The 25,849-nt window shown below is 29.9% G+C and carries 22 protein-coding genes, 2 tRNA genes and 2 pseudogenes; 9 read left to right on the forward strand and 17 right to left on the reverse strand.

Going from position 1 to position 25,849, the window contains the following annotated elements:
- Window positions 1-2: 2 nt before the first annotated feature.
- The 3 genes from FBE87_RS04195 to fspA1 form a co-directional block, all read right to left on the reverse strand.
- Window positions 3-1,163: a molybdopterin molybdotransferase MoeA gene (locus tag FBE87_RS04195; RefSeq protein ID WP_057096913.1), complete on the reverse strand. Its 1,161-nt coding sequence runs from the start codon at window positions 1,161-1,163 to the stop codon at window positions 3-5.
- On the reverse strand, window positions 1,160-2,416 hold the full coding sequence (gene murA / locus FBE87_RS04200; protein WP_002852514.1) for a UDP-N-acetylglucosamine 1-carboxyvinyltransferase: 1,257 nt from the start codon (window positions 2,414-2,416) through the stop codon (window positions 1,160-1,162). Before murA ends, FBE87_RS04195 begins: the two co-directional genes overlap by 4 nt.
- A 65-nt stretch (window positions 2,417-2,481) precedes the next feature.
- Complete coding sequence (fspA1, locus tag FBE87_RS04205) at window positions 2,482-2,910, reverse strand: flagellum-secreted nonflagellar protein FspA1 (RefSeq protein WP_052803507.1); 429 nt, start codon at window positions 2,908-2,910, stop codon at window positions 2,482-2,484.
- Between the two features lie 94 nt (window positions 2,911-3,004).
- Between fspA1 and FBE87_RS04210 the strand changes: the two genes are divergently transcribed.
- Complete coding sequence (locus FBE87_RS04210; protein WP_002857188.1) at window positions 3,005-3,877, forward strand: DMT family transporter; 873 nt, start codon at window positions 3,005-3,007, stop codon at window positions 3,875-3,877.
- Here the strand turns inward: FBE87_RS04210 and FBE87_RS04215 are convergent.
- From FBE87_RS04215 to FBE87_RS04225, 3 genes are read right to left on the reverse strand one after another with little or no spacing between them, the layout of a single operon-like run.
- Window positions 3,864-4,430, reverse strand: coding sequence for an aminodeoxychorismate/anthranilate synthase component II (locus FBE87_RS04215; protein WP_052803508.1), 567 nt, complete (start codon window positions 4,428-4,430; stop codon window positions 3,864-3,866). The genes FBE87_RS04210 and FBE87_RS04215 overlap by 14 nt on opposite strands.
- The gene (locus tag FBE87_RS04220) at window positions 4,427-6,211 is read right to left on the reverse strand and encodes a bifunctional anthranilate synthase component I family protein/aminotransferase class IV (RefSeq protein WP_100621707.1); all 1,785 of its coding nucleotides are present in this window, start codon (window positions 6,209-6,211) and stop codon (window positions 4,427-4,429) included. Before FBE87_RS04220 ends, FBE87_RS04215 begins: the two co-directional genes overlap by 4 nt.
- Window positions 6,201-7,265, reverse strand: coding sequence for a tyrosine-type recombinase/integrase (locus FBE87_RS04225; protein WP_002860519.1), 1,065 nt, complete (start codon window positions 7,263-7,265; stop codon window positions 6,201-6,203). The genes FBE87_RS04220 and FBE87_RS04225 overlap by 11 nt, the downstream gene beginning before the upstream one ends.
- Before the next feature lie 626 nt (window positions 7,266-7,891).
- Between FBE87_RS04225 and FBE87_RS04230 the strand changes: the two genes are divergently transcribed.
- From FBE87_RS04230 to FBE87_RS04245, 4 genes and pseudogenes are all read left to right on the forward strand, one after another.
- A complete protein-coding gene (locus FBE87_RS04230) occupies window positions 7,892-8,554 on the forward strand; it encodes a thiol:disulfide interchange protein DsbA/DsbL (RefSeq protein ID WP_052803510.1) in 663 nt (220 codons plus the stop codon).
- Entirely contained in the window at window positions 8,551-9,351 is an 801-nt protein-coding gene (dsbI, locus tag FBE87_RS04235; protein ID WP_052795087.1) for a protein-disulfide oxidoreductase DsbI, read from the forward strand. Before FBE87_RS04230 ends, dsbI begins: the two co-directional genes overlap by 4 nt.
- 35 nt (window positions 9,352-9,386) lie before the next feature.
- Window positions 9,387-11,235 (forward strand): annotated as a pseudogene (locus FBE87_RS04240) (aryl-sulfate sulfotransferase).
- Window positions 11,236-11,320: 85 nt separating this feature from the next.
- The gene (locus FBE87_RS04245; RefSeq protein WP_002852587.1) at window positions 11,321-11,962 is read left to right on the forward strand and encodes a thiol:disulfide interchange protein DsbA/DsbL; all 642 of its coding nucleotides are present in this window, start codon (window positions 11,321-11,323) and stop codon (window positions 11,960-11,962) included.
- Between the two features lie 34 nt (window positions 11,963-11,996).
- Here FBE87_RS04245 and FBE87_RS09245 read toward each other — a convergent pair whose 3' ends face one another.
- Genes FBE87_RS09245 through FBE87_RS09255 form a run of 3 tightly spaced genes read right to left on the reverse strand, consistent with a single transcriptional unit; the run spans window position 11,997 to window position 12,983 of the window.
- A complete protein-coding gene (locus FBE87_RS09245) occupies window positions 11,997-12,209 on the reverse strand; it encodes a hypothetical protein (protein WP_002852472.1) in 213 nt (70 codons plus the stop codon).
- Window positions 12,185-12,658, reverse strand: coding sequence for a c-type cytochrome (locus FBE87_RS09250; RefSeq protein ID WP_252367869.1), 474 nt, complete (start codon window positions 12,656-12,658; stop codon window positions 12,185-12,187). The genes FBE87_RS09245 and FBE87_RS09250 overlap by 25 nt, the downstream gene beginning before the upstream one ends.
- Before the next feature lie 37 nt (window positions 12,659-12,695).
- Window positions 12,696-12,983 carry a hypothetical protein gene (locus FBE87_RS09255; RefSeq protein WP_002852528.1) on the reverse strand — a complete coding sequence of 96 codons (288 nt, stop codon included), beginning with the start codon at window positions 12,981-12,983 and terminating at the stop codon, window positions 12,696-12,698.
- A 207-nt stretch (window positions 12,984-13,190) separates the two neighbouring features.
- On the opposite strand from FBE87_RS09255, the pseudogene FBE87_RS04255 reads away from it, so the two are divergent.
- Window positions 13,191-13,341, forward strand: a pseudogene (locus tag FBE87_RS04255) (hypothetical protein).
- On the opposite strand, the gene FBE87_RS04260 reads toward FBE87_RS04255, so the two are convergent.
- The 5 genes from FBE87_RS04260 to FBE87_RS04280 are packed head-to-tail and all read right to left on the reverse strand — an operon-like array spanning window position 13,319 to window position 17,800.
- Window positions 13,319-13,951 carry a hypothetical protein gene (locus FBE87_RS04260; RefSeq protein ID WP_002852437.1) on the reverse strand — a complete coding sequence of 211 codons (633 nt, stop codon included), beginning with the start codon at window positions 13,949-13,951 and terminating at the stop codon, window positions 13,319-13,321. The pseudogene FBE87_RS04255 and the gene FBE87_RS04260 overlap by 23 nt on opposite strands.
- The gene (locus FBE87_RS04265; protein ID WP_002852415.1) at window positions 13,948-14,190 is read right to left on the reverse strand and encodes a hypothetical protein; all 243 of its coding nucleotides are present in this window, start codon (window positions 14,188-14,190) and stop codon (window positions 13,948-13,950) included. Before FBE87_RS04265 ends, FBE87_RS04260 begins: the two co-directional genes overlap by 4 nt.
- Window positions 14,174-15,220 (reverse strand): DHH family phosphoesterase, encoded by a 1,047-nt coding sequence (locus tag FBE87_RS04270; protein WP_002859543.1) that lies wholly within the window; start codon window positions 15,218-15,220, stop codon window positions 14,174-14,176. The genes FBE87_RS04265 and FBE87_RS04270 overlap by 17 nt, the downstream gene beginning before the upstream one ends.
- 8 nt (window positions 15,221-15,228) lie before the next feature.
- Window positions 15,229-17,403 (reverse strand): flagellar biosynthesis protein FlhA, encoded by a 2,175-nt coding sequence (gene flhA, locus FBE87_RS04275; RefSeq protein WP_002852599.1) that lies wholly within the window; start codon window positions 17,401-17,403, stop codon window positions 15,229-15,231.
- On the reverse strand, window positions 17,390-17,800 hold the full coding sequence (locus FBE87_RS04280; RefSeq protein WP_002852609.1) for an RrF2 family transcriptional regulator: 411 nt from the start codon (window positions 17,798-17,800) through the stop codon (window positions 17,390-17,392). Before FBE87_RS04280 ends, flhA begins: the two co-directional genes overlap by 14 nt.
- A gap of 174 nt (window positions 17,801-17,974) precedes the next feature.
- Between FBE87_RS04280 and rpsO the strand changes: the two genes are divergently transcribed.
- A complete protein-coding gene (gene rpsO / locus FBE87_RS04285) occupies window positions 17,975-18,247 on the forward strand; it encodes a 30S ribosomal protein S15 (RefSeq protein WP_002852579.1) in 273 nt (90 codons plus the stop codon).
- Between the two features lie 85 nt (window positions 18,248-18,332).
- Here rpsO and FBE87_RS04290 read toward each other — a convergent pair whose 3' ends face one another.
- Both FBE87_RS04290 and flgL read right to left on the reverse strand, forming a co-directional pair.
- Window positions 18,333-21,173: a DNA translocase FtsK gene (locus FBE87_RS04290; RefSeq protein ID WP_100626332.1), complete on the reverse strand. Its 2,841-nt coding sequence runs from the start codon at window positions 21,171-21,173 to the stop codon at window positions 18,333-18,335.
- A 109-nt stretch (window positions 21,174-21,282) separates the two neighbouring features.
- Entirely contained in the window at window positions 21,283-23,535 is a 2,253-nt protein-coding gene (gene flgL, locus FBE87_RS04295) for a flagellar hook-associated protein FlgL (RefSeq protein ID WP_002852538.1), read from the reverse strand.
- A gap of 180 nt (window positions 23,536-23,715) precedes the next feature.
- On the opposite strand from flgL, the gene FBE87_RS04300 reads away from it, so the two are divergent.
- Window positions 23,716-23,802 (forward strand) — tRNA-Leu (locus FBE87_RS04300).
- A 10-nt stretch (window positions 23,803-23,812) separates the two neighbouring features.
- Window positions 23,813-23,887 (forward strand) — tRNA-Gly (locus FBE87_RS04305).
- A 29-nt stretch (window positions 23,888-23,916) separates the two neighbouring features.
- On the opposite strand, the gene abc-f is transcribed toward FBE87_RS04305, so the two are convergent.
- The gene (gene abc-f, locus FBE87_RS04310; RefSeq protein ID WP_042635836.1) at window positions 23,917-25,848 is read right to left on the reverse strand and encodes a ribosomal protection-like ABC-F family protein; all 1,932 of its coding nucleotides are present in this window, start codon (window positions 25,846-25,848) and stop codon (window positions 23,917-23,919) included.
- Window position 25,849 lies beyond the last annotated feature (1 nt).

A 25,849-nucleotide genomic window follows, 5' to 3' on the forward strand; every position in this document is an offset into this window, starting at 1 on the left:
CATTATATTTTTAAAAGCGTGATTTTATCACCTTTTTTTAATTCGCTTATATTTTCTTCACTTATAAGTAAAAATTCACTTTTAATAAGTGGAAGTATCATACCAGATCCAAATTTATTTTCATTAAATGGTGTAAAAATATCTTTTTCTAAATTTCCTAAGATGAGATTATTTCTTCCGCTTTTAAGCTTTAAATCCATACCCATTTTGCCATAAAATGTTAAAGGATTGTCTAGGTTTCCACTTAATAAATTAATGATTTTTTTAGCAAAAATAAAACAAGAAAGATAAGCTGCCATAGGATTTCCTGGTAAAATTAATACGAAATTTTCACCTTTTCTATAAAGCTTAGTAGGTCTTGCAGGGCGTGCTTTTAAACCTTTAAAAAGTGGAGTAAAGCCTAATTCATCTAAAGCTTTTTCCATAAAATCAGCCTCGCCAACGCTTGCACCTCCTGAAGTGATTAAAAGATCAAAATTTGTATTTTCTAAAGCCTCTTTAGTGCTTTTAAAATTATCTTTGATAATACCTAAATAAGAAGCATTTTGAAACATGGTTAGCAAAGGTAAAGCATTGGCATTATAAATACTTTCTTCATCGCATTCTTGCCAAGGTTCTTTAAGTTCATTTCCGCTTGAAAAAATGCCTATGCGAATTTTTCTTATGACTTCTATTTTATAAAGCCCTTGAGAAGCAAGTAGGGCGATATGTTTATCATTAAGTTTAGTGCCTTTTTGAAGCAAAAGTTCGCCTTTTTTTAATTCTTCGCCTTTGTAGCGATAGGCATTGTATTGTTTAGGGGTTTTTTTAATGATGAGTTTATTTTCTTCTATATACTCATCTTCTAACATTAAGATAGTATCAGCATTTTTGGGCATTTTAGCCCCTGTCATGATTTTATAGCATTCATTCTTAGCAACTGTATAAAAATTTTTATCTCCTGCAAAAATAGTCCCTTTAATCTCCAAAGCCTCATTGATATCAGTATAATTAAAAGCATAGCCATCAAGAGCAGCATTGTCAAAACTAGGTAGATTTTTTCTAGCGTATAAATCTTTAGCTAAAATTCTATCCTTTGCTTTTTCAAGGCTAATAAGCTCACTTTCATCTAAACATGAAATTTGATTTTCTAAGTCTTTTAAGGTTTCAAAGATATTTTTCATTCTTCAAGCCTTGTGATTTTCACACCCAAATCTTTAAATTTTTCTTCTAAATTTTCATAACCCCTATCAAGATGGTAAATTCTATGGACTTTGCTTGTACCTTTAGCTGCAAGAGCTGCTAAGATAAGGGCTGAAGAAGCGCGCAAATCTGTAGCCATGACATCAGCAGCGTTAAGTTCTTTTCCGCCTACTATGGTAGCAATATGACCATTGAGTTTAATATCCGCACCCATTCTTAAAAGTTCACTTACATGCATGAAACGATTTTCAAATAGTCTTTCATCAATAATACTAGTTCCATTAGCTTTTAAAGCTAGTGCCATAAACTGCGCTTGCATATCGGTTGGAAAGCCTGGATATTCACTTGTCATGATTTCTACAGGTTTAATTTCTTTAGCAGGAAGTAGGGCGATACTATCTTCTGCAATCAAAGTTTCAAAACCCATTTGATGAAGTTTTGCTAAAACTGCACTAAGATGAGTGGCGTTAACGTTATCTAAAGTAATTTTAGAATTTGTAATAGCCCCTGCACAAAGATAAGTTCCTGCCTCAATTCTATCAGGTATAACGCTAAATTCTTTAAATTCTAAAAGTTCTCCATCACTACCATAAATTTCAAGTTCATCTGTACCTATGCCTTTGATTTCAAGTCCTGCGTCTTTTAAAACTTCGCAAAGTTGAACTACTTCGGGTTCTTTTGCAACATTTAAGAGTTTGGTTTTACCTTTAGCTAGAGCTGCTGCCATGATGATGTTTTCACTACCTGTAACCGTGATTTTATCAAAAAGAATTTCATTGCCTTTTAAATTTCCACTAGCTACGACATAGCCTTGTTTGATTTGTATATTTGCCCCCATTTTTTCTAAGGCTAAAAGATGTAAATCAATAGGTCTTTGTCCTATGGCACATCCACCAGGCAAAGATACTTCACAATGCCCAAAACGAGCAAGCAAAGGCCCTAGAGTAAGTATAGAAGCACGCATTTTACGCACAATGTCATATTTAGCTATGGTTTGATTAAGAGTGTTTGTGTTTAATAAAGCACTATTGTTTTGAAAATTGACTTTAGCTCCTAAATTTTCTAGCAAAGATATAAGAGTTTTTATATCAGCAACATTAGGAACATTGTTGATTTTTACTTCGTTTTTAGCAAGTATGCTTGAAACGATCAAGGGTAGGGCGGCATTTTTTGCCCCGCTTATTGCAACATTTCCGCTTAGATGATTTGTGCCTTCGATTTCTAGATAAGTCATATTTTTCCTTGAAAAAGTTTAAAAATGCACCATTATAGCATTCTTAAACTTTTGAAAAAATATAATCAAGCTTGTTGGCTTTGGAGTTCTTGAATTTGAGCTTGAATAGTTGAAGCTTGGGCATTTAATGTTGCTATTTGACTTTCAATACTTTTGATTTGATCCTCATTAGCTTTAGACATTTTCGCAGTTAGTTCAACAATTTTTGCTTGAATTTCTACAAGCTTTTGTGTTAATTCTGTAAGTTTATCTTCACTATTGCTGCTACTATCTTGTTGCGTGTTGTTTTGTGCGTTTAAAGCTTGAGCTGGAGCTTGAGAATTGTTTTGATTAGAAGTATTTGATTTTTCTTTGGCTTCTTTGCTGATATTTACCTCTACAGCTGGATCTTGCGCTAAAGCGTTTTGTTCTTGATTTTTAGAGTTTTGATTTTCTTCGTTTGAGTTGACTTTAACATATTGACTTAAGCTATTTAAGGAATTGTTAATTTGCATATTTTCTCCTTAATTTATAATATATATTACACTAAATCGACATTATTTTAAAAAAATATACTATAATTTAAAATAATTTTTATTAAGGTTTGCAATGGGCGTATTTTTAGTTCTTTTGGGAGGTATTTTTTGGGCTATTAGCGGTGTTTTAGCTGAATACCTTTTTAAAAATAATTATAGCGTAGATTGGGTTTGTTTTTATAGGCTTTTATCTACAGGGTTGATTTTGATTTTTTTAAGTTTTAAAGCTCAAAAGATTTTAGTTTTTACAAATTTAAAAGAAAGCTTAAGTATTTGTATGTTTGGATTTTTTGGGCTTTTACTAACACAATTTGGTTATTTTAAGGCTATTTATTATACCGATGCTGGAACTGCAACAATGATACAATATTGTGCACCTTTGATTATAATGCTTTATTTGTGCTTTAAAAATAAAAAATTTCCTAAATTGATAGAAATTTTTGCTTTGATTTTGATTATTTTTGCTTTGTTTTTGCTTGCAACTAAAGGAGATATTGAAGCGGTGGTTTTAAATTATTGGGGTATTTTTTGGGCTGTTATAGGAGCTTTTGGAGTTGCTTTTTATTCTTTAAGTGCTAGAGAAGTGATATTAAAATATGGTCTTTTTTGGATAATGGGTTGGGCGAGTCTTTTTGCTTCTTTTGTATTTTTATTAATCTTGCAATTTGATAAGGGTTTAATTCACTATGCTTTTAACTTAAAAGCATTTTTTTCTATGGGCGGGATTGTCTTTATCGGAACTATAGGGGCTTTTTGTTTGTATTTAAAAGGAGTGGAATATATAGGTGCTCTAAGGGCTAGTATGATTGCCTCTATAGAGCCTGTAGCAGCTGCTTTGATGAGTTTTTTATTTTTAAAAACCCGTTATAGCTTGCTTGATATTTTTGCTTTTGTTTTGATTATATTGAGTGTTATTTTAAATGCAAAAAAGACTAAAGTTTCATAAAGTTTTTAAGTATTTTTTTGCCTTTTTGAGTTAAAACCGCTTCGGGGTGAAATTGCAATCCATAAATAGGATATTTTTTATGTTTAATTGCCATAATAATATTTTCTGAATTATGAGCTAAAATTTTGCATTTTTCAGGCATGGAACTAATGTGTAAAGAATGATATAAGCAAATTTCAATTTCTTTTTTAATACCCTTAAAAATAGGATCTTTTTTAAAATAAAGTTTAGAAATTTTACCATGCATGGGATTTTGCATTTTAGAAACCCTACCGCCAAAAATTTCAGCTATACACTGATGTCCTAAACATATACCTAAAATTTTTTTATTTTTTTTAAAATATTTGATTGCTTTTAAGCTTAATTTAGATTCCTTAGGAGAATGAGGGCCAGGAGAGATGATAAGATAAGTGAAATCAAATTTTTCTAATTCTTTAGCTTTTTTAAAGGCATCGTTTTTTATCACTTTACATTCAAAACCAAGTTCTTTAAGATAATAGATGATGGTATAACTAAAAGAATCATAATTATCTATAAATAAAATTTTCTTCATTGTAATTTTACCTTTTTTAAACCACGCACGGAATTAATACAATAAATATTTTCTGCTTCAAATAAATCTTGTTTAAATAATGCTTTTTCTTTTATCAAGCCAAGATTGATTAAGAAATTTCTATATACTCCATTTAACATACCGCTTTGAATTTGTGGAGTATAAAATTGAGAGTTTTTTTCTAAGATGAGATTGGTTCTTGAGCCTTCGCAAAGTTCATCTTTTTCGTTAAAAAAAGCTATGTCATAACACAAGTTTTGCTGCCATTTGTATGAGTGTTGATTATAAAAAGTACGCAAAGAGCTTTTGTGATAGAGATTGTCACTTTTTGAGTTAATTTTATCATCACTTAAAAGCAAAATATCGTTTGAATTTTGCTTTAAGGCACTTTGTTGAAATTCGTATCTTCCGTCTTTGTATAAAATAAGCTTTAAAATTCCTTCTTTATGTGGATTTTTAAAGGGTAGGGGAAAATTATAAAATAAAGAGTGTTTTTTGTGGAAAATTTTTTCATCGAGTTTAAAAAGTGTAAAATTTTGATATTTTTTATAAGAACTTTTTTGATTTAAAACATTATAAAAATCTTTAAAGAGCTTGTGAGTGTTAAAATTAAATTTAAGAGCTGAATTTATAAGCCTTAATAAATGTTCTTTTAAAAATAAAATTTGAGAATTTTTAAAATACATGGTTTCAAAAAGATGAAAATCACAAGGATTTAAGATTGCACTTTTAAGTTTTAATTCTTCAAATTCATCTTTAAATTTTGAGTCCCAAACCAAGCCGCTACCCGTGCTATAAGTATAAATTTCATCTTGTTTTTCTAAGGTGCGTATGGCTACGCTAAATTTATTTTTATTTTTGCGTATTAAACCTATAGTTCCGCAGTAAATACCACGATCTCTTTGTTCTAATTCTTCAATAAATTTAATACTTTCAAGCTTTGGAGCACCTGTAATAGAACCACAAGGAAAGAGAGCTTTAAAAATTTGATATAAAGAAATATTTTTTTTAAGTTTTCCTTGTACGCTTGAAGTCATTTGATGTAAAGTAGGGTGACTTTGAATTTCAAAAAGTTTGGTTTTTAAGCTTTTTTTTGTGATGATTTTTGAAAGATCGTTGCGTAAAAGATCACAAATCATAACATTTTCACTCAGATTTTTTGTATCATTTTGCAAGAAAATTTTATTTTCTTCATCTTTTATAGGATCTTTATCACGCTTAATTGTGCCTTTCATAGGTTTTGTAAATATTTTTCTTTTTTTGGTCTTGAAGAAAAGTTCAGGTGAGAAGGACAAAATTTCTCTTGTTTCATCTTTTATAAAAGCTTTAAATTCAGTATCTTGTCTAGAAAGTAAAAGTTTAAAAAGTTCAAAAGAATCCATTTTGCTATGAAATTTAAAATTTTGAGTGAGGTTGATTTGATAAACTCTTCCTTTGGAGATTGCCTCTTTAACCTTGATGAAATTTTCTTTGTAATCATCTTGATCTAAAAAATTTATAAATTCAGGAATAAATTTTTCTTCATCAATATCTTCTTTTTGAAATTTTTTTCTTTTTTTAAAAGCAAATACAGACAAATAAGCCTTTTTGCTTGTGAAATTTTTATCTTGAAAATATCTATATAGTTCATAATCAGTAAGCATTAAAATATAAAAATCATTTTTATATTTTTCTATAAATTTAAAGCATTTTTTACTTTCTTTGTGGTTAAAGGCTTTTAAAGTGTGTTTTAAATCATGGTAAAAATATTTACCAAAAACAGCATAGTTTTCAAGAGTCACTTAATTCCTTTGCAACCTGTGCGGCAAGTTTTAATTTATCATTATCAAAATGAGTGTAAATTCTTGAGGTATTTAAACTCGCATGCCCTAAAGCTTCTTGAACTAAAACTAAATCTTTTTGCTTTTTATAAAGCAGGGTGGCAAAAGTATGACGCAACATATGAGCACCATTTTTTTGTTTGCGAATTCCTGCACGAAATAAAAGCTGTTCTACTATGCGACTGACATAAGATTGAGTCAGTGGAGTGCCTTTTTTATTGACAAAAAGTAGGGCGTCTTTACTCATATAATTAATACTTACATTTTTAAGCAAATCGTAAATAAGTTCTTTTTTTATCATTACAACACGATATTTATTGCCTTTAGCTCTTATTCTTATGATATAAAGATCGTTTTCTTCGCTAATATCACCCATTTTGATATTGATAGCTTCGCTTACCCGTATGCCTGTAAAAATGATGATTTTAATAATAAGTTTATTGCGTATGGTATTGTTTTTAAAATCTGCATTTTCAATAGCATCAAGAAATTTTTTAAGCTCTTCTTCACTCATAAATTCAGGTAATTTCACCCCTTTAGAACCCGCTATACCTGCCCAGTTTTTAAGATTGATATCGAAAATATGCGCTTTTTCATCTTCTTCGTTTTGCTTGTCTAAAAAATCAAAAAAATTAATCACAGCAATACGGTAATTTTTTTTACTTGCATCTGATAAAGCACCTGTTATACTTGCTAAAACTTCTACAATAAGTTCTTCATCAATCTGTTTTAAAGAGTAAAGCTTATAAAAATTTAAATATTCAAATACTTTTTTTAAAGGATTAAAATAAGTATTAACTCCACTTAAACCAGCATTTCTTGCTTTTTTTGCTAGAGCGTCAAGTTCATCAATATTTTTTACACCTTTTGTAAGAGCAAAATTAACTTCTGCTAAAGCTTGTGGATTTTTTAACTCTTTGTTAGATAGTGAGTTGAGTTTAAATTTTACATATTTTGCTAACCAAAATAAGAATGATTTTTCAAAATTTTCTTCACAATCTAAAGGGTATTTCATAAAAACTTTTCCTAAATCTAAAATTTTAGCTTTTTAACTAGAAAAGGTATTTTAGTATTAACTTAGTAAAAAAAAGCTTTTTTAGGAAAAAGTTTGTTTTTATATGCAAGGCAAAAAGATTAAAATATTTTTATTAAATAAATCTTATATCAATCATAAAAAGATATGATAAAAGGTAAAAATATATAAAATTTATAATTTTGTATTGAAAACTGTAATTTTCAAACTTTTTTATATACACCTAGATTATTCTACTTTGATATAGATTAAGCTACTATTTTTACATACTTTTATGATTTTACCTTTTGAATGAAATAAACTTATCCACAAAATATAATGTAAAAAATTGATAATTTTATTTTGTAAATTAAAATTATATTTTACTTTTCTTGAAAACTATAAAGAATATTTAAAAATTAAATTATTTTATATTATTATCAAGATATATATAAAAATGATAGCTTGTGCATTAAATTTTTTAATCCCCTATTCTTGATTTTTAGTTAAAGTAAATATTCTTAGTTATAAAATTTTTAAGAATATTTTTATTTTAATAGTTTTATAATGATTATTACATAAAAACTTAATAAAAAGTTTTATCAAAACCAAATTTCAAGGAGAAGGTAATGAAATTTCCAGTAAAATTAGTAAGATCTATTGTTGTATGTGCTTTTTTAGCAGGTATAAGTGCTAGTGCATTAAGTGAAGGTAAAGAATATGTAATTCTTAAAAATCCTATTGCTAACGCTGATAATTCATTGATTGAAATTTTTTCTTATCGCTGTACTCATTGTTATGATCATCACAAATTTAATACCATGGGTAAAGTTAAAGAAAAATTACCTAATTTAGCTTATAAATTTTATCCTGTAAGTTTTATGGGAGATTATGGAAAGCAAGCTAATGAAATTTTTGCTTTTGCGGCATTTAAGGATGGTGTAAATAAAATTGATCCTACGGATAAAAATAGTTTAACTCATAAAGTCGCTGAAGCTTATTTTAATGCATATTTTAAGAAAAAACAAAGATGGGAAAATGGTAAAAATCCTGAAGCTTTTTATAGTGTCGGTTTAAAAGCAATGAATGTAAGTAAAGCTGATTTTGAAAATTTCTTAAAAACTCCAGAGGTTGCAGAGCTTTTAAAAAGTTATGAAATTGCCAATCCTATTTCGCAAAATTATGGCACCCCTGCTTTTGTTGTTAATGGAAAATATCAAATCATTCCAAGTGTAATCAACTCTCCAGAGGCTTTGATTGAAATTACTAAAGAACTTAGCAAGCAAAAATGAGTTGTATAAAAATGAAAGATAAATGCAGAAATTTTTCACTTTCTAAATGGCAAGATACGCGTGAACCTTGGTTAATTTTGATTATAGTTACTATAGGACTTACTTGTATAGCACATTTTTTATTTCAAGAATATCTTTTTATGAAACCTTGTGAACAATGTGTATATATAAGATTTGATATGCTTGTTATGGCTATAGGTGGTATGATTGCATTAATCAACCCTACAAATAATATTATAAAAATTTTTTCTTATAGCTTAGCTTTTTATGGAATTTGGCTTGGCTTGGAGCATTGTCTAACTTTAAATCATATTCATGAAGTGGTTCATTCTGAAAATCCTTTTGCAGGTGTAGATGGATGTCGTGAAATTCCTATTTATCCATTTAATTTACCTTTGCATGAGTGGGCTCCTAGTTGGTTTTTGCCAACAGGAGAATGTGGGATGGATACCCCTGTAGTTCCAAAAAATGCTTATAATCATCTCAATGCTTTTCAAAAATTTTTTATAGGAACTCTACCTGATTTTGAAAATGGGCTTTATAGCAATGGTTGGTATTTGATTCCTAGTTTAAAGTTTATGAATATGGCAATTTGCTGTCTTATAGCATTTTTATGTTGTTTTATTGTGCTTTTTGCAATGTTTATAGCCTATGTTTTAGATAAAAATAAACCTAATGCTAAAATTTTTGCATTGGTGATTGTTATTTTGGTTTTAGTGCTTAAATTTATAGGCGAACCAAAAAATCCGAATCAAAATATAGCTAGTTTAAATCAAGTCGTTTTAAGATACTCTTAAAATAGGATGGCTTAAATAATTTTAAAGGATTTATCATGAGACTTAGCAAAACTCTTTGCATGGCACTTTTGGCGTGTTCTATCCTGCTTGCACCTAATGCTTTAATGGCCATGGGTGATCCTAATGGAGTGAAAATAGATTAGCAAATTCAAGGACAAATAGGTGCGATTAAAATGAATCCTTATGGATTGTCTCCTTTGACCGCTATTATCATGAATAATGCCTATGTTTTAAGTGATATAAAAGTAACCATTGTTCCTAAACCAAATGGCCAAACTATCTCTTATAATGTGAATTCTAAAATGGCTAAGACTTATGGTGGAATTCCTATTTTTGGACTTTATCCTTCTTATAGTAAAGGTAAGTTATGCTAAATCTACAAATAGTAAAAGTCAAAAAATCATTGATGAGATTTATAAAATTGCAACTCCAGGGGTTAGTATAGAACCAAGTAGAAGGCACTGATCAAAGAGGAACTCTTTTTGAAAATGTGAAAGTATTAAAAATGGATCCAAAATTTTCAGATAGGCTATATTTAGTAAATAATGCTCCTGGAAAACAATCTGGCAAAGGCTCATAATCTGTATGGAATAATCTTGTAGGTGGTGCTATGGAATGGGATGAAAATTCAAATGTCTTTATCATAAGATACCAAGGGTGAAATCAGATGGTATTATGATAACAATAAACTAATGAACTGGGACAATATTTACAATCGTGGAATTATGATGAGTTTTCGTCAAAACAAAGATGGAGCTTTAACTTGGGGATTTGGTCAAAGATATGTAAAATACGATGTCTGGGAAGAGAAATTTTCAATCGCAAATTACCTGCTGTCTATATAGATTTTTTCTCATGCTATGGACAATATACAAAATGGGCATTATTTATTTAAGAGTAGCTTCAACAAATACTTTGAGTCCAGATGGTAAGCATGTACGCGCTGTGCGTGATACTATTGTAGAGGTAGATGAGAATGGTAATGTTGTTGATGATTAGAGATTGTATGAGATTTTAGATCCTTATAGAAGTACTATTATCAAAGCTTTAGATCAAGGTGCAGTGTGTTTAAATATAGATGCAAGCAAAGCGGGTAAAACTTTAAGCGATGAAGAACTTGCCAAAATGGATGAAAGCGACAAATTTGGAGATATAGCAGGTATAGGCAGGAATTTGGACTCATGTAAATAGCGTTGATTATGATCCAAGTGATGATAGTATTATTATTTCTAGTCGCCATCAAAGTGCTGTTGTTAAAATTGGTCGTGATAAAAAATAAAATGGATTTTAGGGGTACATAAAGGGTGGAATAAAGAATTTCAAAAATATTTATTGCAACCTGTAGATAAAAATGGCAAAAAAATTGTTTGCGATGATTATAGCAAATGCCCAGGTTATGAAAATGACAATGGTGGATTTGATTTTACTTGGACGCAGCATACAGGCTGGAGAATTGATAGTAAATCAAACAAGCGTTATATTTATATAAGTGTTTTTGATAATGGTGATGCAAGAGGAGCTGAACAACCTGTATTTGCAAGTCAAAAATATTCTCGTTCTGTAATTTATAAAATCGATCAGCAAAATAAAACTGTGGAACAAATTTGGGAATATGGTAAAAATCGTGGAAATAAATGGTTTTCTCCTGTAACTTCTTTAACTCAATATGAACCAGATAAAGATTCTATTATGGTTTATAGCGCAACAGCTGGAATGGCTTTTGATCTTAGCAAAGGTGTAAGTCTTGGGGAACCAAAACCTGAAATTGATGAATTTAACTGGGGTGCTAAGGAACCTTCGGTTCAAATTTAATTTAGCGGTTCAGGCACGGGTTATCAAGCAATGCCTTTTAGTGTTGATCAAGCATTCAATCCTAAAAAATAACAATAAGCCCAAAAATAAATTTGGGCTTATTTATTTTTTTTAAATAAAATTATCTTTGAAAATTTTATTTAACCAAGGATATAATATGCGTAATTTTTTTTGCAAATTTGTTTTAGCTCTTGTATTTTATTCAAGTTTTGCATTAGCAAATAATAGTTTTATTACCCTTAATCCAAGTTTACCTAGCTCTGAAAATAGTGTAATAGAAGCATTTTCTTATAAATGTATACATTGTTATAATCATCATAAATTTGGAACTCTTGAAAAACTGAGAGAAGCTTTTCCAAATTTACATTTTAAACTCTATCCTGTAAGTTTAATGAATGGGGAATTTTCCAAAGAAATGAATGAGCTTTTTACCTTTGCTCAATACAAAGATGAGCAAAATGGTAAAGATGCGAGTTATTCTGATAGTTTATCTCATAAACTTGCTGATGTTTATTTTGTTTCTTATTTTTTAAACAAGCAAAGAAATTTTTCAAATTTAGATGAATTTTACGACATAGGTTTAAAGGCTATGAATGTAAATAAAAATGAAGTATTAAATTTTTTAAATACCCCAAAAGCTAAAGAAATTTTAAGCGAGTTTCAAAGAGCTAATGATATAGCTAAAACCTATGGTACCCCTGCTTTTGTTGTTAATGGAAAATATCAAATTAACCCAAGCGCAATCAATTCGATGCAAGATTTAGAAGATCTAGTTAAAAAATTAAGTAATATGAAATAATAAATTTTTAAGGCAATAAAAATTGCCTTAAAAATTATTTTTTGATCATATTTGTATAAGGTCCATAGCGATGTTGGGTTGTAGAAAAGCTATCATCATAAGGTCCTACATCCATATCTAAAGGCTTAATCTTTCTATCTGGAAAGTCTTTATTTCTATTTGCTTTAATAGGACGAGCTTGTGAATTCATGTAAGCTGCTACATCATAAGCATCTTCAAGACTTAAGTCAGGCGCACCTTGAGGCATATTTTCTTTAATATAAGAAGCAGCTTTGATAGACGATACATTCCAGCTCCTGTATTATAACTATCATCACCCCAAAGTGGTGGATAAAGATAATACGCCCCTGTGCTATCCTCATTTTTAAGCCCTAATCCATTTTCTTGATGACAAACGGCACATTTATCCATATAAATTGCCTTACCTTTTTTAGGATCAGCTGCTCTTAAGATGAAATCTATCTTCTTAAGTCCCTGTCCTTCTATCTTAGCTCCTACTGGAACTCCTTGAGATAACCATTGCATATAAGTTAGCATGGCTTTCATTTCAGGTGTATCACTAAGCATTCTTTTGCCATTCGTAGAGCGTTCAAAACAGCCATTGATCCTATCTGCTAAGGTAATTACTTTATCTCCTCTTGCATTATATTGTGGAAATCTTGCCCAAATTCCTACAAAACCCGATTGATTTTGCACACTTCCACCATTAGCATGACAGCTTGAACAAGAAAGATTATTTCCCGCAAATCTTTTTTTTAGGATCTTTGGCTTGTGGACCCACATATTTGCTTGTTTCATTAAGAATTTTATTTCCCAAAATAACCATTTTGCTATATTCTGAATTTTTTGGCATTTTAGTTTCATCTATAGTGCCATCTTCATTTAATTCCTTAGGTAAATTCCATTTGGCAGTAGGCAGATCAATACCTGTTGCACTCTTAGTTTTTTCCAAATTTGGATCTAAGGCTAAAGCACAACTTCCACATAACAACAAAGTTAAAACTATAGAAAATTTATTCATCAATTTCCCTCCTTATTTTGCGTAATTTAAATTCAGTATAAGACTTTATTTAGAAAAAGTCAATAAAACCTAATTACATTTTAAGAAAAAAGCTTTAAACCTTAAAATAATATTCGTTTATATTTAAAATAGAACTTATATATTTAAAGCAAAAATAAAGTTTTTTCGCTATAATAAAATCTTGCAATATTTTTAAAGGTTAGGTTAATGAAAAATTTAAGCATTCAAGAAAAAAAAGACTTAGACAACTGCGTTTTTCAAAATCTTGGAAGGCAAGATACTTTTACTTTAAGTGTGGTTTTTAAAAATTTTTATTTAAAAATTAAAGCATTTATTTATTCTAAATAATACCACTTAAAATCCTTTTTTGTGTAGGAAAGATCTTTAAAAGAAGGTGATTGGATAAATAGTTTGCACTCTTTATCCAAATTTTCTATCCCGTATATTTTCATAGCCATTCTTGAGTCATGTCTTGTAAGTTCTATTCCAACGCAAGCTTGATTGTTGATTTTGTAAAGTAAAGTGCCACCATCTTTTTCATCTATATTTAAAATATCCAAATTCTTATTTTTACTCATATCTTTTACATCTTTACTAAAAGAATATCGGAGTTTATAATATATCATAATATCCTGCATGGTATTTTTCAAATTTTGTAAATTTTCATTAATCAAATATCCATTATTTTTATAAAGTTTTAAAAAATCTTCATTAAGAAATTTTTGAAAACTTTCATCTTTAGATAATTTTTGACAAGAATTATAGCTATTTAAAATTCTAACTTGACTGGCTTCTATTAAAAGTTCAAGGCAATCTTTATTCTCTTGTGAAAATTGCACTAATTTAACTTCTTGAATCTTAAAATCTTTATTCGGTTTTTTTTCATAAGCAAAATCATTTAATTTTTCATAAATATTAGCAAAACTTAAAGAATATAAACTAAAAAAAATTAAAATACACTTTTTCATTGAAAAAAATCTTTGTATTTATTTTTTAGAAATTCCACCACTTCTAAAATTTCATCAACCCCTTCTTTGTTGGAATTTTCGAGTACATTATCTATATTATCAATATAAGCTTCTATTGCATTTTCTAATTTTTCTCTTTTAACTCCAGCGTATAAAAGCATAGCTTCTAAAACTATGCTAAGCTCATATTGTAAATCTTCTAATTCATTTTTTAAGGTTTTATTATTGTTTTGATTCATTGTTTTCCTTTTTAAGTTCTTTGCTTTTAATTAAATCAATAATTTGAGCCTTAATATAATTATAATTTGCTCCATCTTTAAATGTCGCAAAAAGTCCACCACTAGCATTTTTATGTCCGCCACCACCTACTAAATTTTTAGCCATTAAACTTACATCTATTTTTCCATTTGCACGAAAACTTAAGGTTTTTCTAGAACTAACATCAATAAAAAAGTCATAATCAGGATTTTTTACTAAAAAATCATTTCCAATAACAGAAGTATTGCCTATATTTGAAGTTAAGATGCCTTTATGGCCTTCATATTCTATGCTGAAATTTTCTTTTAGCTCACTTAGTTTTTCAACTACAAAATAAGAAATTAAATTAGAAAGAGTATCATCATTTTTTCTGGCAAAATAATCCTTTTTTATAAAATGAGTAGCATTATCGAGTAAAATATTTGCATTTTCTTTTCCTATAAATTTCCAAGCCTTATCAAGCAAGAAAAACATATAATCAATTTGAGATTCTTTAAACATTACACGATTTATTTCTTTTGCATTGGCAATCAAGCCTAAAAAAACCTTTCCAAGTTCAAAATTTTCATCCTCGCTTAGCCAAATATCAACAGCATTAACCACATCAACAAATTTTGAAAGTTCTAAAACAGGAGTACAGATTTTAGAGAAAAAATCATAAACGATTTTAGTTGCACATCTTTTAGAATCAAGTAAATACCAAGAATATTTTTGAGCACATTCTTCGCCACTTTGATGATGATCAAGAAGAAAAATTTTAGTATTTTTCTCTTTGCAAATTTTTTCAAATTCTTCGCATTGATTTAAATTTAAATTTAAATCTGTTATTAGAATAATAGCTTTTCCGAAATTTTCATCTTTTTCTATATCGCCTATAATAGAGTTAAAATTTTCATTAATTTCTTTGCCATAATTAGAATTATAAAATTTCACATTTTTAAAATAAAAATTTACTATAAATTGACAAGCATAGCCATCAAGATCTGTATGTGAAAGATGATAAATTTTCATTATATTCCTTAAAGTTCTATCCTAATAATACCCTCGGTATTAAAATTTGTATTTTCTGCAATTTCTGCAAAACTTAACACTACTATATTAATGCTAAAATTATAACAAATATCAGCAATGAATTTTCTAAGCTGCGGTTCAACGCAAAGTATAAAAGGCTTGATACGACCATTTGCTACTGCGGCAACTTCAGCCCTTAGAGTATCTACTAAAGTACCTGTTTGAGCTACACTTAAAGGCAAGTGATAACTTCCATCTCTAAATTGTACATTTTCCATTAAAACCGCAGAACTAGCAGAGTCTAAGATAAAAATATCCAAATTTCCTTTATCATCTAAATACATATTTGTAATCATCCTAGCTAAGGACGCCCTTACATGTTCAATAATCATATCAAAACTCTTGCTTACTTCTGCTATATCGCTTACAGATTCTAAAATAGTAAGCATATCTTTAATTGGTATGTGATGCTTAAGCAAGTCTTTGAGAATTTTTTGAATAAGACTTACAGGTGCAACACCTAAAGCACCTTCTACGATGATTGGATAATCATTTTTAACCTTATCAAGAAGATTTTGTACCTCTTGGCGTGTGAGAAGTTCGCTTGCGTGCGCTTTGATAAGTTCGCTCATATGTGTTGAAATAACACTTGCAGGATCTATTACTATATAGCCATTTAATGTTGCTTCATCTTTTAAATTCGCATCAATCCAAAGTGCATCAGAGTTAAAAGCGGGTTCTTTTGTAGCAATCCCTTCTATCTCTTCTGTGATAAAACCACTATCCATGGCTAAATATTTATCCGGATAAATTTCAGCACTTGCTATAGACACGCCCTTGAGTTTAAAACTATACTCATTTGGTTTAAGTCTTAAATTATCTCTTATTCTTATTTTTGGCATTAAAAATCCTAAACTTTCAGCAATACTTCTTCTCATTGAGCGAATTCTTTCTGTAAGTTCGTTTTCAGCAAGCTTAATAAGTCCGTATCCAAGTTCAAGTTCTAAAATTTCAACTTTGAGTATATCGTTAATCTTGTGCTCTTCTTCTTTGAGAATTTCTTCTTCGCTTTTCTTAGCAGGCGCTGCCGTTGTCCCACCTGCTCCACTTTGAGATGCAGCTGCGGCACTTGGTTTGCTTTTTTTAACTGTAGTTATATCAATTTTACCTTCCTTAACCTGCTTGGTAAGATAGCCAAGGCTTAAAAATACTAAAGCCATAAAGCCCAAGGATAAAGTTGGCAAACCAGGCACTAACGCAAAGATAAAAAGTACAAAACCTACTATTAAAAGCGTGCGATATTCGCTTAAAAGTTGAGTTAAAGTTCCTTCTGCAAAATTTTCCTCATCTTTGCTTGCACGAGTGATAATTATAGCGGTTGCAGTAGAAGTAATAAGCCCTGGAATTTGAGATACAAGTCCATCACCTATGGTTAAAATAGTATAGGTAGAAGCAGCATCGCTTAAAGCCATATCGTGCTGAAAAGATCCTATTAAAAAACCACCTATGATATTTATAATAGTTATGATAATTCCTGCAACAGCATCTCCTTTGATAAATTTAGAAGAACCATCCATTGCACCATAGAAGTTTGCCTCAGCAATAACTTCTTGACGTCTTGCTCTAGCGGTTTGTTCATCAATAAGTCCTGCATTTAAATCCGCATCAATAGCCATTTGTTTACCCGGCATCGCATCAAGTGTAAATCTTGCTTGTACTTCAGAAACCCTTGTACTACCTTTTGTTACAACCATGAAATTAATCAATACTAAAATACAAAATACAATCACGCCAATGACCATATTTCCACCAACAACAAATTCTCCAAATGCTGCTATAATCTCACTCACAGCTTCAGGGCCGTTTTGCCCTTCGCTTAAAATCATCCTTGTGGTAGCTATATTTAATGAAAGCCTAAATAAAGTGATAATCAAGATTAAAGTTGGAAAAGTTGTTAAATCTGTCGGTTTGGGTATATAAATAGAAATTAAAATAATTAATACCGATAAAGCTATACTTAAAGCCAAGAAAAAGTCCAAAATAGGACTTGGTAAAGGAACTATAATAATAGCTAAAATACAAACTAAAAAACCAACAATAGTCAAGCTTTTAGCTTTTAAAACAGGAGCGATTAAAGGCCCCAAGAAAGGAAAAACTAAATCGACTATTTTATTTTTTGCCATTATTTTTCATAATATCTTCTAAAGTAATAGAATCTAAAAATTCATCTACTTTATTTTGTAAATTTACTAACATAGGCATTAAGGTGCAATTTTCTTCTTTATTATTTGGACAAGTGCCACCACTGCATTCAAATACACTGATATCCTTTTTTTCAGCACTATTAACAATTTCTTTTATAGTATATTGACTTGGTTCTTTGATTAAAACAAAACCACCTTTTGCCCCTTTAAAGGATTTTAACAAGCCATCTTTAGCTAAAGTTTGTAAAATTTTAGCTAAAAAACTTTTAGGAATATCAAGCTCTAAAGCTAAAGAATCTACATCTTGAGGTGTTTCTTTTTGAGAAATATAAATTAAAGAAAGTAAAGCGTATTCGCTAGCTTTGGTAAATAGCACAGATTCTCCTTGTTATAACTACAGAAATAGCTGTAATTATAATAAATAATTCTTAGAAAAAGACTTAAATTTTGACAAAACCTTCTAAAAAAGATAAATTCAGTTTATTTTTTGCTTTTTAAGATAAAATTACAGTTCTTTAATTTTATTATTTTACCAATCAGGAGGTCTATCATGGCTTTGGATTCGGCCAAAAAAGCAGAAATAGTTGCGAAATTCGCTAAAAAACCAGGTGATACTGGTTCAACAGAAGTTCAAGTAGCTCTTTTAACTGCAAGAATTGCAGAACTTACAGAACATTTAAAAATCTACAAAAAAGACTTTTCATCAAGATTAGGACTTCTAAAACTTGTAGGTCAAAGAAAAAGACTTTTATCTTATCTTAAAAGAAAAGATTATAATTCTTATAGTAAGTTAATTACTGAATTAAATCTTAGAGATAAATAATTTTTAAGCCCTTTTTACGGGGCTTTTGCCTTTTAAATTTCTTCTTTTGTAATCAGTTTTATATATCAAAAACACAAGAAAAATCTTACAAGATTTCCCTTTGTCCTTTGGCATCAGGTTCGCTTAAAATCCCGTTTTGCGTAAGTTGTTCAATAATATTTGCAGAGCGGTTATAGCCGATTTTTAAACGGCGTTGTAAATAAGAAATGCTTGTTTTTCCATCTTCTAAGATTACTCTTTTAGCTTCTTCATAAAGCTCATCTGCTTCCCCATCAAAGCTTTCATTTGTTGTAACACCTACGCTTTGCTGATCCTTTAAAAAGCTTTCATCATATTCTACGCTTTGTTGATCCTTTAGAAAATCCACGATTTTTTCTATTTCAAATTCGCTTGCAAAAGGCGCATGCAAACGCACTATAGAGCTTGTTCCAGGAGGAGTAAATAAACAATCCCCTCTTCCAAGTAAACTTTCAGCACCCATAGCATCTAAAATAACTTTAGAGTCAATTTTTTGCCCTACTTTATAAGAAATTCTACTTGGTAAATTCGCTTTAATTAGTCCTGTTACAACATCAACAGAAGGTCGTTGTGTAGCTACAATCAAGTGGATTCCACTTGCTCTTGCCATTTGCGCAAGTCTTCCTATATAAAATTCTACATCTTTACCCGCAGTCATCATCAAATCAGCAAGTTCATCGATAATTACTACAATAAAAGGAAGTTCTTCTCCGCCTAATTCTTTCATTTTTTCATTGTAATTTTCTATATTTTTGGTTTTTGCATCAGCCATTAAGCGATAGCGTCTTTCCATTTCAGCTACCATATTTGAAAGCGCATTGACTGCTTTTTTTGGATCTGTGATAACAGGAGTTAAAAGATGAGGAATGTCATTATAAATGCTAAATTCAAGCATCTTAGGATCTATCATCATCAAACGCAAGGTTTTTGGAGAGTTGCGATATAAAAGACTTAAAAGCATAGAATTTATCCCCACACTTTTACCACTACCTGTCGTTCCTGCGATGAGTAAATGCGGAAGTTTTTTAAGATCGGTTACAAAAGCATTGCCTACTATATCTTTACCTAAAGCTATGGTTAAAGGACTTTTAGCGTTTTTAAAAACTTCACTTTGTAAAATTTCTCTTAAATAAATGGTTTGAATTTCATCATTTGGAACTTCTATACCTACAACATCTTTTCCTGGTATTGGAGCTTGAATACGGATTGATTTTGCCATTAAAGCCATAGTTAAATCATCTTGTAAATTTAAAATACGACTTACTTTCACATCTGCACTAGGACGAAATTCAAAAGTAGTTACCACAGGACCAACATAAGTGCTTATAACATCGCCGCCTATTTTAAAACGACGCAATTTTTCAAGAAGATTATAAATTTTTTTATCTATTTCACTTTCATTGATTTCTTGTTTGTGTTCTTTTGGATTAGCTAAAAAATCTAATGGCGGCAAGGTGAAATCTTTTGGTTTTTCTATTTCGCCCTGCTCTATTTCACGCAATAAAGCTTGGTTAATAGCAATTTCTTTGGCTAAAACTGCTTTTTGAAGTTTAATTTCTTGATCATTTGTTTTTTCATTATCGATTTTAGTTTCTGTATTTTGGATAAAATCGAGTGTATTTTTTTCTTCTATAACTATTTCATTTATATTTTTTATAGGAGTAGGTTCTATATAAGGATGATTTAACTCTTCTACAATGGGAGCAAATTCAAAGATATTGTCTGCTTTATCTAGATTTTTATTTTCATTTATTTTGTCTGATTCTTCTGTTTCTGTTTTAATTGTTTTTGGGCTATTAAAACTATATTTATTCCCTTCTATAATATCGCTTGAATTTATCGCATCATATTCTTCTAATTTTTTAATTTCTTGTTTTACTTTATTTTCTAAAATTTCATTTTGATAGGCTTTGTATTCTTGTTCTAGTTTTTCTTTTTTTATCAAATTCTCTCTAAGTTCAAGCTCTTTTGTAAAAATTTTTGGTTTAACTTCTTGATTAGAAACTGGAATTTCAATATTTTTACGTTTATAACTTGGCTCATCTAAATTTTTATTTGTATCTATTTGCTTTATATCTTCAAGTTTTTTAGGTTTTAAAAAACGTTCAGGAATCATATCTACCTCTTCTTCTGAAATAAAATTAAAATCTTCATCAAGACTAATGCTCATTTTACTAGCCTTTTGTGCGAAATTTCGCACTTGTTGAGAATGCTCATGAACAAAACTTCTTGATTCTTTTAAACTTTGTTTATCAATCTCTATGGTTTCATCTAAAATTTGATTTTTTAGTTTTTCAAAATTTTCCTTGGCCGTGGTAATTGAATTTTTACTTGCATTGATATTGCTATCTTTAATTATCTGTTCTAAGTTATTGGTTTCCCCTTTTTTGTTTATTTGTAAATTTTCATAAATACTATCTTGCAAAATATTTAATTTTGGAACTATAGGTTCTGATTTACCTACATCTTCTTTCTCGTTTTCTCCACCAAATACACGCATAAGTAAAGATTTAAAAGCTTGCTCTACTTTTAATAAATAAGTAAAATCTAATTCTATTTTTAAAATTTCTTTTGCAAATTTTGGAAACAATAAAACCAAAGAAAATAGTAGAAGTAAAAGAGCGAAAATTCCGCTCCCAGTATGCCCCAAAATAGTAGAAAAAATCGCATAAGCAAGCTCTAGTATATAGCCTGAATTAGGATAAAAAACTGCAAATAAAAGCAAACTCGAGAAAAAGGCAAATCCTATACCAAAAAGCTCTCTTCTTGTAAAATTAGCTAATTTGTAATTTCTTTTATAATAAACATAATTTAAAATAAATAAGAAAAAAGGATAATAATACGCAAATTCTCCAAATAAAAATAAATTAGCCTTGTAAACCCATTCTCCCATGCCAGGTGCTAGCATACAAAGACAAAGATAAAAAATAACAAGCGTGGAGCTGGTAAAAATGGCTTCTTTTTTAATATTCTTTCCTTGAAAATAAAATCAAAGCCAAATTATACCATAAAAAATTTTACATATAATTTAATAAGCTAAGTTGAGAAATTGTTGTACTAGCTTTAAGAGAAGCTTGATATGCAAGTTGAACTTGCATTAAATTCATCATTGCCTCACCATAATCTACATCAATCACATTTGATTTTATACTTTGGACATTAACGCTTAAAAAGGATGTGCGTGTATTAACACCTTCGATAGTATTATGATATGCTCCCATAGTTGTATTAAGCTTGCTAACATGATCTGCTAAATGATCAAGTCTTTCTAAAGCTCCTTGCATACCTGTATTTCTAGGGTTTTCACTTTCGGAGTCTGCTCTCATATTGCCTTTTAAAACAGCATCAATCATTGAATCTAAATCTTTAATAATATCCACATTTGGCTCATCTATAGTTAAAGAATTATTCGCGCTAAAACTAAAATTTGGACCATTTTGTACAGTAGAAGTTGTGGTAAAAGGAGGTGCTGGAAATTGGCCACTTTGAGAATCACTAAGAGAAATTTCTATATTGGTTCCTGATGAAAGTTTATCAGTAACACTAATACGACCTTTATAATCCATACTTACATCAACAGTAGCTTGTGAATCTTTCATGAGTTGTTGTATTTGGGTATAATCTGCATTATTAATTTGACCATTATTGGCTTGTATGGTTGTTGTAGGAATTTTATCTGCAGCAAACATACCTATAATATCATTAATTTGACCATAAGTAATATCATTTGATCCTGTAACAACCCCACTATTTCCAGTTGCAGGATTAGTATGCATAATAGGAAAGCTTATGGTTTGACCTGGATTATTAGGATCAGGATAGCTTACAGTTGAAGTTTGTAAATTTATAGTAACATCGTAAGAATTTCCACCTTTGGAATTGACTTTTAAATTTAAAGTAGTACCATTTAGGCTATCTCCTGCCATTACCTCGCTAAGTTTGGTTGAATCAGTGGCATAAGCATTGCTTCCTTTGATAACTTGAGAAACATTACCATAAACAGTATTGCCATTTTTTTCAAAATACACATTATCGTAATCAGCTCCATTAGCAGCATTTCCATCTGTATCTGTCATTTTACTTTTGATAAAATCAGTTTGTTTTAAATCAATTTCAAAGTTTTGTCCGTTAATTTGAATGGTTACAGGATTATTTAAATTTGTAATATCTCCATTATTGGGATTTCCTAGTGCAGCAGTCATAACCCTGTTTGTAACATCTTCCATTGTAATGCCTTCATCCTGTGCTGCTTGGATAATATTATTTAATTCAGTTTTATCATCAGCTTGTGGTGTGAAAGCTACAGCATGAAAATCGAGTTTATTATTACCTTGCTTTAGATCTGTAATTTGAATTTGACCACTATCATTCATACTTACTTCTACTACTTTATTATTTGGAGTATTACCATAAAGAGCTCCAATATTTTCCATTACATCTTCTAAAGTATCTTCGGGTTTGACGAGTACAGCACTTTTAAAACTTGTTCCATCGGGTCTTGTACCTTGAACATAAAGAGTTGTTGGAGGAAAATCTAGTTTGCTATCATCATACTCAAAGTCTTTGTCAGCATCTAAGCTATTATCTTTTACATAACTTTGTCCGATAAGTTGTTGCCATTTAGAATCTCCTGTGAGATATTTAGTTTTATCAGGGTCTTTATTTAAATCCCAACGATTATCTGTAAAACTAACATTAGTGCTTATTTGTTTTTTATAGTCTCCATCTGCTTTAAAAAATAAATCCCAACCTGGTATATTGTATGGGCTTTCAGTTCCAGCTCCAGTTACTACATTAATATTATTTTTATCTCCATAATAATTTCCATTAGAATCAAAAGGTTTGTTTGCAACTTGAGAACCCGCAAAAAGATACTGACCATTAACACTGGTATTTGCAAGCTGAACTATGCTTTCTTTTATACGTTCTAGTTCTTTTGCTATAGCTTCTCTTGAGGTTTGAGAATTGCTATCGCTTGCAGCTTGGGTTACTTTAACTTTAAAATCTTCAAGAAGTTTAACCATATCTTGTAAAGCTTTCATACTATTTTGAGTCATTTCTTGAGCTCTACTTGTTGATTCTTTTACTTGTTCTAACGTTTTAATTTCATATTCAAGACGCGTATTATCTATATAAGTGCTTGCATCTTCATATGAATTTTGTATTTTCAAACCTGAAGCAAGTTGTTGAGATATCTGATATAAAGCACTTTGACCGCCCATAGAATTATTCACACTATTTGTGAAGTTAAGTTTATTTGTAATTCTCATTTTTTTCCTCTAAAGTATTAAAGTTAAAATCTTTTCAAACATTGCTAATAAACAAAAGCAATAACTGTTCCAAAAATTTAAATTATATAATTTTATATTGTCTTTTTGAAAATACTTTTTATTTTTAAAGTATTTTTTAGCCTAAAAAAGTATAATTTTAGCTTTAAATCTTAAAAATGAGCCCGAGTGGTGAAACTGGTAGACGCGCCAGACTCAAAATCTGGTAAGGGCAACCTTGTGTCGGTTCGAGTCCGACCTCGGGCACCACTTATTTTTTGCGGGAATAGCTCAGGGGTAGAGCACAACCTTGCCAAGGTTGGGGTCGCGAGTTCGAATCTCGTTTCCCGCTCCATAGAGTAAAAAAATATAAAATCTTTTTAATTATAAATTCTCGCTTTTCTCTAATACTAAAAAATACTCATTTTCTAGAATTTCAAGTTCTTTTTGCATTACTTCAAGTTCTTGATAAAGCTTGTTAATACCTATTTCTTGATATACATTTGGATCGGATAAATCTTGATTTAATTTAGCTATCTTTTGCTCTAAAAAATCTATTTTTTCAGGATAGTTTTTTAATATCTCATTTTCTTTGTAGCTTAATTTTTTAGAGCTTTTTTCTTTTTGGTTATTATTTTGCTCTTGAGTTTGAAGCTCTAAAGCAAAATTATCCAATTCTTCAATTTCTTTTTCATTTTCAAGATATTCAGTGTAAAGAGTGTGTAAAATATTTATATATCCATCTCCCTCAAAAGCATAAAGTTTTGTTGCGATTTTATCAACAAAGTATCTATCGTGCGATACTAGCAAAATAGCCCCTTCAAAACTAAGTAAATATTCTTCTAATATATTAATCGTAGCTATATCAAGATCATTAGTTGGCTCATCTAAAATCAAAACATCATATTCTTTAGTAAAAAGCAAGGCTAAAGCAACGCGATTTTTCTCTCCACCGCTTAAAAGAGCTACGCTTTTATCTAAAAATTCCTTAGGAAATAAAAAATTTTTCAAATATCCATAAACATGCATATTTTTACCACGAACTTCAACCCTATCTCCACCATTGGGACAAAAAATTTCAAGCAAGCTTTTATCAGAATTTACCAAGCTTCTAGCCTGATCAAAATATCCTATCTTAAGCTCTCCACGTTTTATTTCGCCGCTATCTTGTTTGATTTGTCCTAGAAGAATTTTTAACAATGTTGATTTCCCACAACCATTTCTTCCTACGATAGCTATGCGTTCACCTTGTAAAATACGCGTTGAAAAATCTTTAAAAAGATTTTTATCGTTTATATTTTTGCTTATATTTTTAAGCTCAAAAAGCATTTTTTTACGATTGATCGTTTTTTCTCCATTAAAATTTAAAGCCGCTCTTGAAATTTCAAGTTTTAAACGTTTAATTGCTCCAGGATTTTTTTTCGCTTCTTCACGCATTTTAAAAATGCGTTCTTTTCGTCCTTCATTTCTTTTAAGTCTTGCCTTTACCCCTCTTCTAAGCCATTCTTCTTCGCTTTTTAATTGCTTTAAAAGAGTTTCATGGCTCTTAGCAAGGCTTTGTAAAATTTGTGTTTTTTTCTCTAAATAGTTTGCATACCCGCCTTTAAAAATACTAAGTTTACCCTGCTCTACTTCTACACACTTGTGTGCTATAGCGTCAATAAAATATCTATCATGGGAAATAAAAATCACACACATCTTTGAATTTTTTAGCAATTCTTCCAAAAAGCTTGTCATATATACATCTAAATGATTAGTTGGTTCATCAAGCAATAAAATATCAGGATTTTTTAGTAAAAGTATGCAAAGCCCAACGCGGCGTATCTCTCCGCCACTTAAAGTAGATATAATGCGATTTTCATACTCAAGCAAACTAAATTCTTTTAAAACGCGTATTATTTTAGATTCTATATTCCAAGCATCTTTACTATCAATCAAAGTCATAAGTGTATCTATTTTTTTAAGATAATCTTTATTGTTAGGTTCTTCTTCTAATTTTTTATGCAGTATTTCATATTCTTCTAAGGCATTGTAAATTTCTGCAAGCTCTTGCTTGATAGCTTCTTTTACACTTAAATTTGCATTAAAATCAACGGTTTGTGAAAGCATGGCTATGCTTTTTCCATTTTGTCTTATTATTCTACCGCTATCTAAAGGAAGTGTGCCTAAAAGCGTTTTTAAAAAAGTAGATTTTCCTTCTCCATTTTTGCCTATAATAGCAATCTTTTCTCCCTCGTTTGCACTAAAATTTGCTTCATTTAAAACTATTTTGTCTCCAAATTTTTTTGAAGCTTCAATTAAATCTATAAGAGCCATT

Source organism: Campylobacter sp. CFSAN093246 (genome assembly GCF_012889415.1).
In the GTDB taxonomy this organism is placed as follows: domain Bacteria; phylum Campylobacterota; class Campylobacteria; order Campylobacterales; family Campylobacteraceae; genus Campylobacter_D; species Campylobacter_D jejuni.

What these genes read in the sequence shown, in the direction of transcription:
- FBE87_RS04195 (WP_057096913.1), bottom strand. Translation starts at nt 1,163, where the DNA reads ATGAAAAATATCTTTGAAACCTTAAAAGACTTAGAAAATCAAATTTCA.
- murA (WP_002852514.1), bottom strand. Translation starts at nt 2,416, where the DNA reads ATGACTTATCTAGAAATCGAAGGCACAAATCATCTAAGCGGAAATGTT.
- fspA1 (WP_052803507.1), bottom strand. Translation starts at nt 2,910, where the DNA reads ATGCAAATTAACAATTCCTTAAATAGCTTAAGTCAATATGTTAAAGTC.
- FBE87_RS04210 (WP_002857188.1), top strand. Translation starts at nt 3,005, where the DNA reads ATGGGCGTATTTTTAGTTCTTTTGGGAGGTATTTTTTGGGCTATTAGC.
- FBE87_RS04215 (WP_052803508.1), bottom strand. Translation starts at nt 4,430, where the DNA reads ATGAAGAAAATTTTATTTATAGATAATTATGATTCTTTTAGTTATACC.
- FBE87_RS04225 (WP_002860519.1), bottom strand. Translation starts at nt 7,265, where the DNA reads ATGAAATACCCTTTAGATTGTGAAGAAAATTTTGAAAAATCATTCTTA.
- FBE87_RS04230 (WP_052803510.1), top strand. Translation starts at nt 7,892, where the DNA reads ATGAAATTTCCAGTAAAATTAGTAAGATCTATTGTTGTATGTGCTTTT.
- dsbI (WP_052795087.1), top strand. Translation starts at nt 8,551, where the DNA reads ATGAGTTGTATAAAAATGAAAGATAAATGCAGAAATTTTTCACTTTCT.
- FBE87_RS04245 (WP_002852587.1), top strand. Translation starts at nt 11,321, where the DNA reads ATGCGTAATTTTTTTTGCAAATTTGTTTTAGCTCTTGTATTTTATTCA.
- FBE87_RS09245 (WP_002852472.1), bottom strand. Translation starts at nt 12,209, where the DNA reads ATGCCTCAAGGTGCGCCTGACTTAAGTCTTGAAGATGCTTATGATGTA.
- FBE87_RS09255 (WP_002852528.1), bottom strand. Translation starts at nt 12,983, where the DNA reads ATGAATAAATTTTCTATAGTTTTAACTTTGTTGTTATGTGGAAGTTGT.
- FBE87_RS04260 (WP_002852437.1), bottom strand. Translation starts at nt 13,951, where the DNA reads ATGAAAAAGTGTATTTTAATTTTTTTTAGTTTATATTCTTTAAGTTTT.
- FBE87_RS04265 (WP_002852415.1), bottom strand. Translation starts at nt 14,190, where the DNA reads ATGAATCAAAACAATAATAAAACCTTAAAAAATGAATTAGAAGATTTA.
- FBE87_RS04270 (WP_002859543.1), bottom strand. Translation starts at nt 15,220, where the DNA reads ATGAAAATTTATCATCTTTCACATACAGATCTTGATGGCTATGCTTGT.
- flhA (WP_002852599.1), bottom strand. Translation starts at nt 17,403, where the DNA reads ATGGCAAAAAATAAAATAGTCGATTTAGTTTTTCCTTTCTTGGGGCCT.
- rpsO (WP_002852579.1), top strand. Translation starts at nt 17,975, where the DNA reads ATGGCTTTGGATTCGGCCAAAAAAGCAGAAATAGTTGCGAAATTCGCT.
- FBE87_RS04290 (WP_100626332.1), bottom strand. Translation starts at nt 21,173, where the DNA reads ATGCTAGCACCTGGCATGGGAGAATGGGTTTACAAGGCTAATTTATTT.
- flgL (WP_002852538.1), bottom strand. Translation starts at nt 23,535, where the DNA reads ATGAGAATTACAAATAAACTTAACTTCACAAATAGTGTGAATAATTCT.
- abc-f (WP_042635836.1), bottom strand. Translation starts at nt 25,848, where the DNA reads ATGGCTCTTATAGATTTAATTGAAGCTTCAAAAAAATTTGGAGACAAA.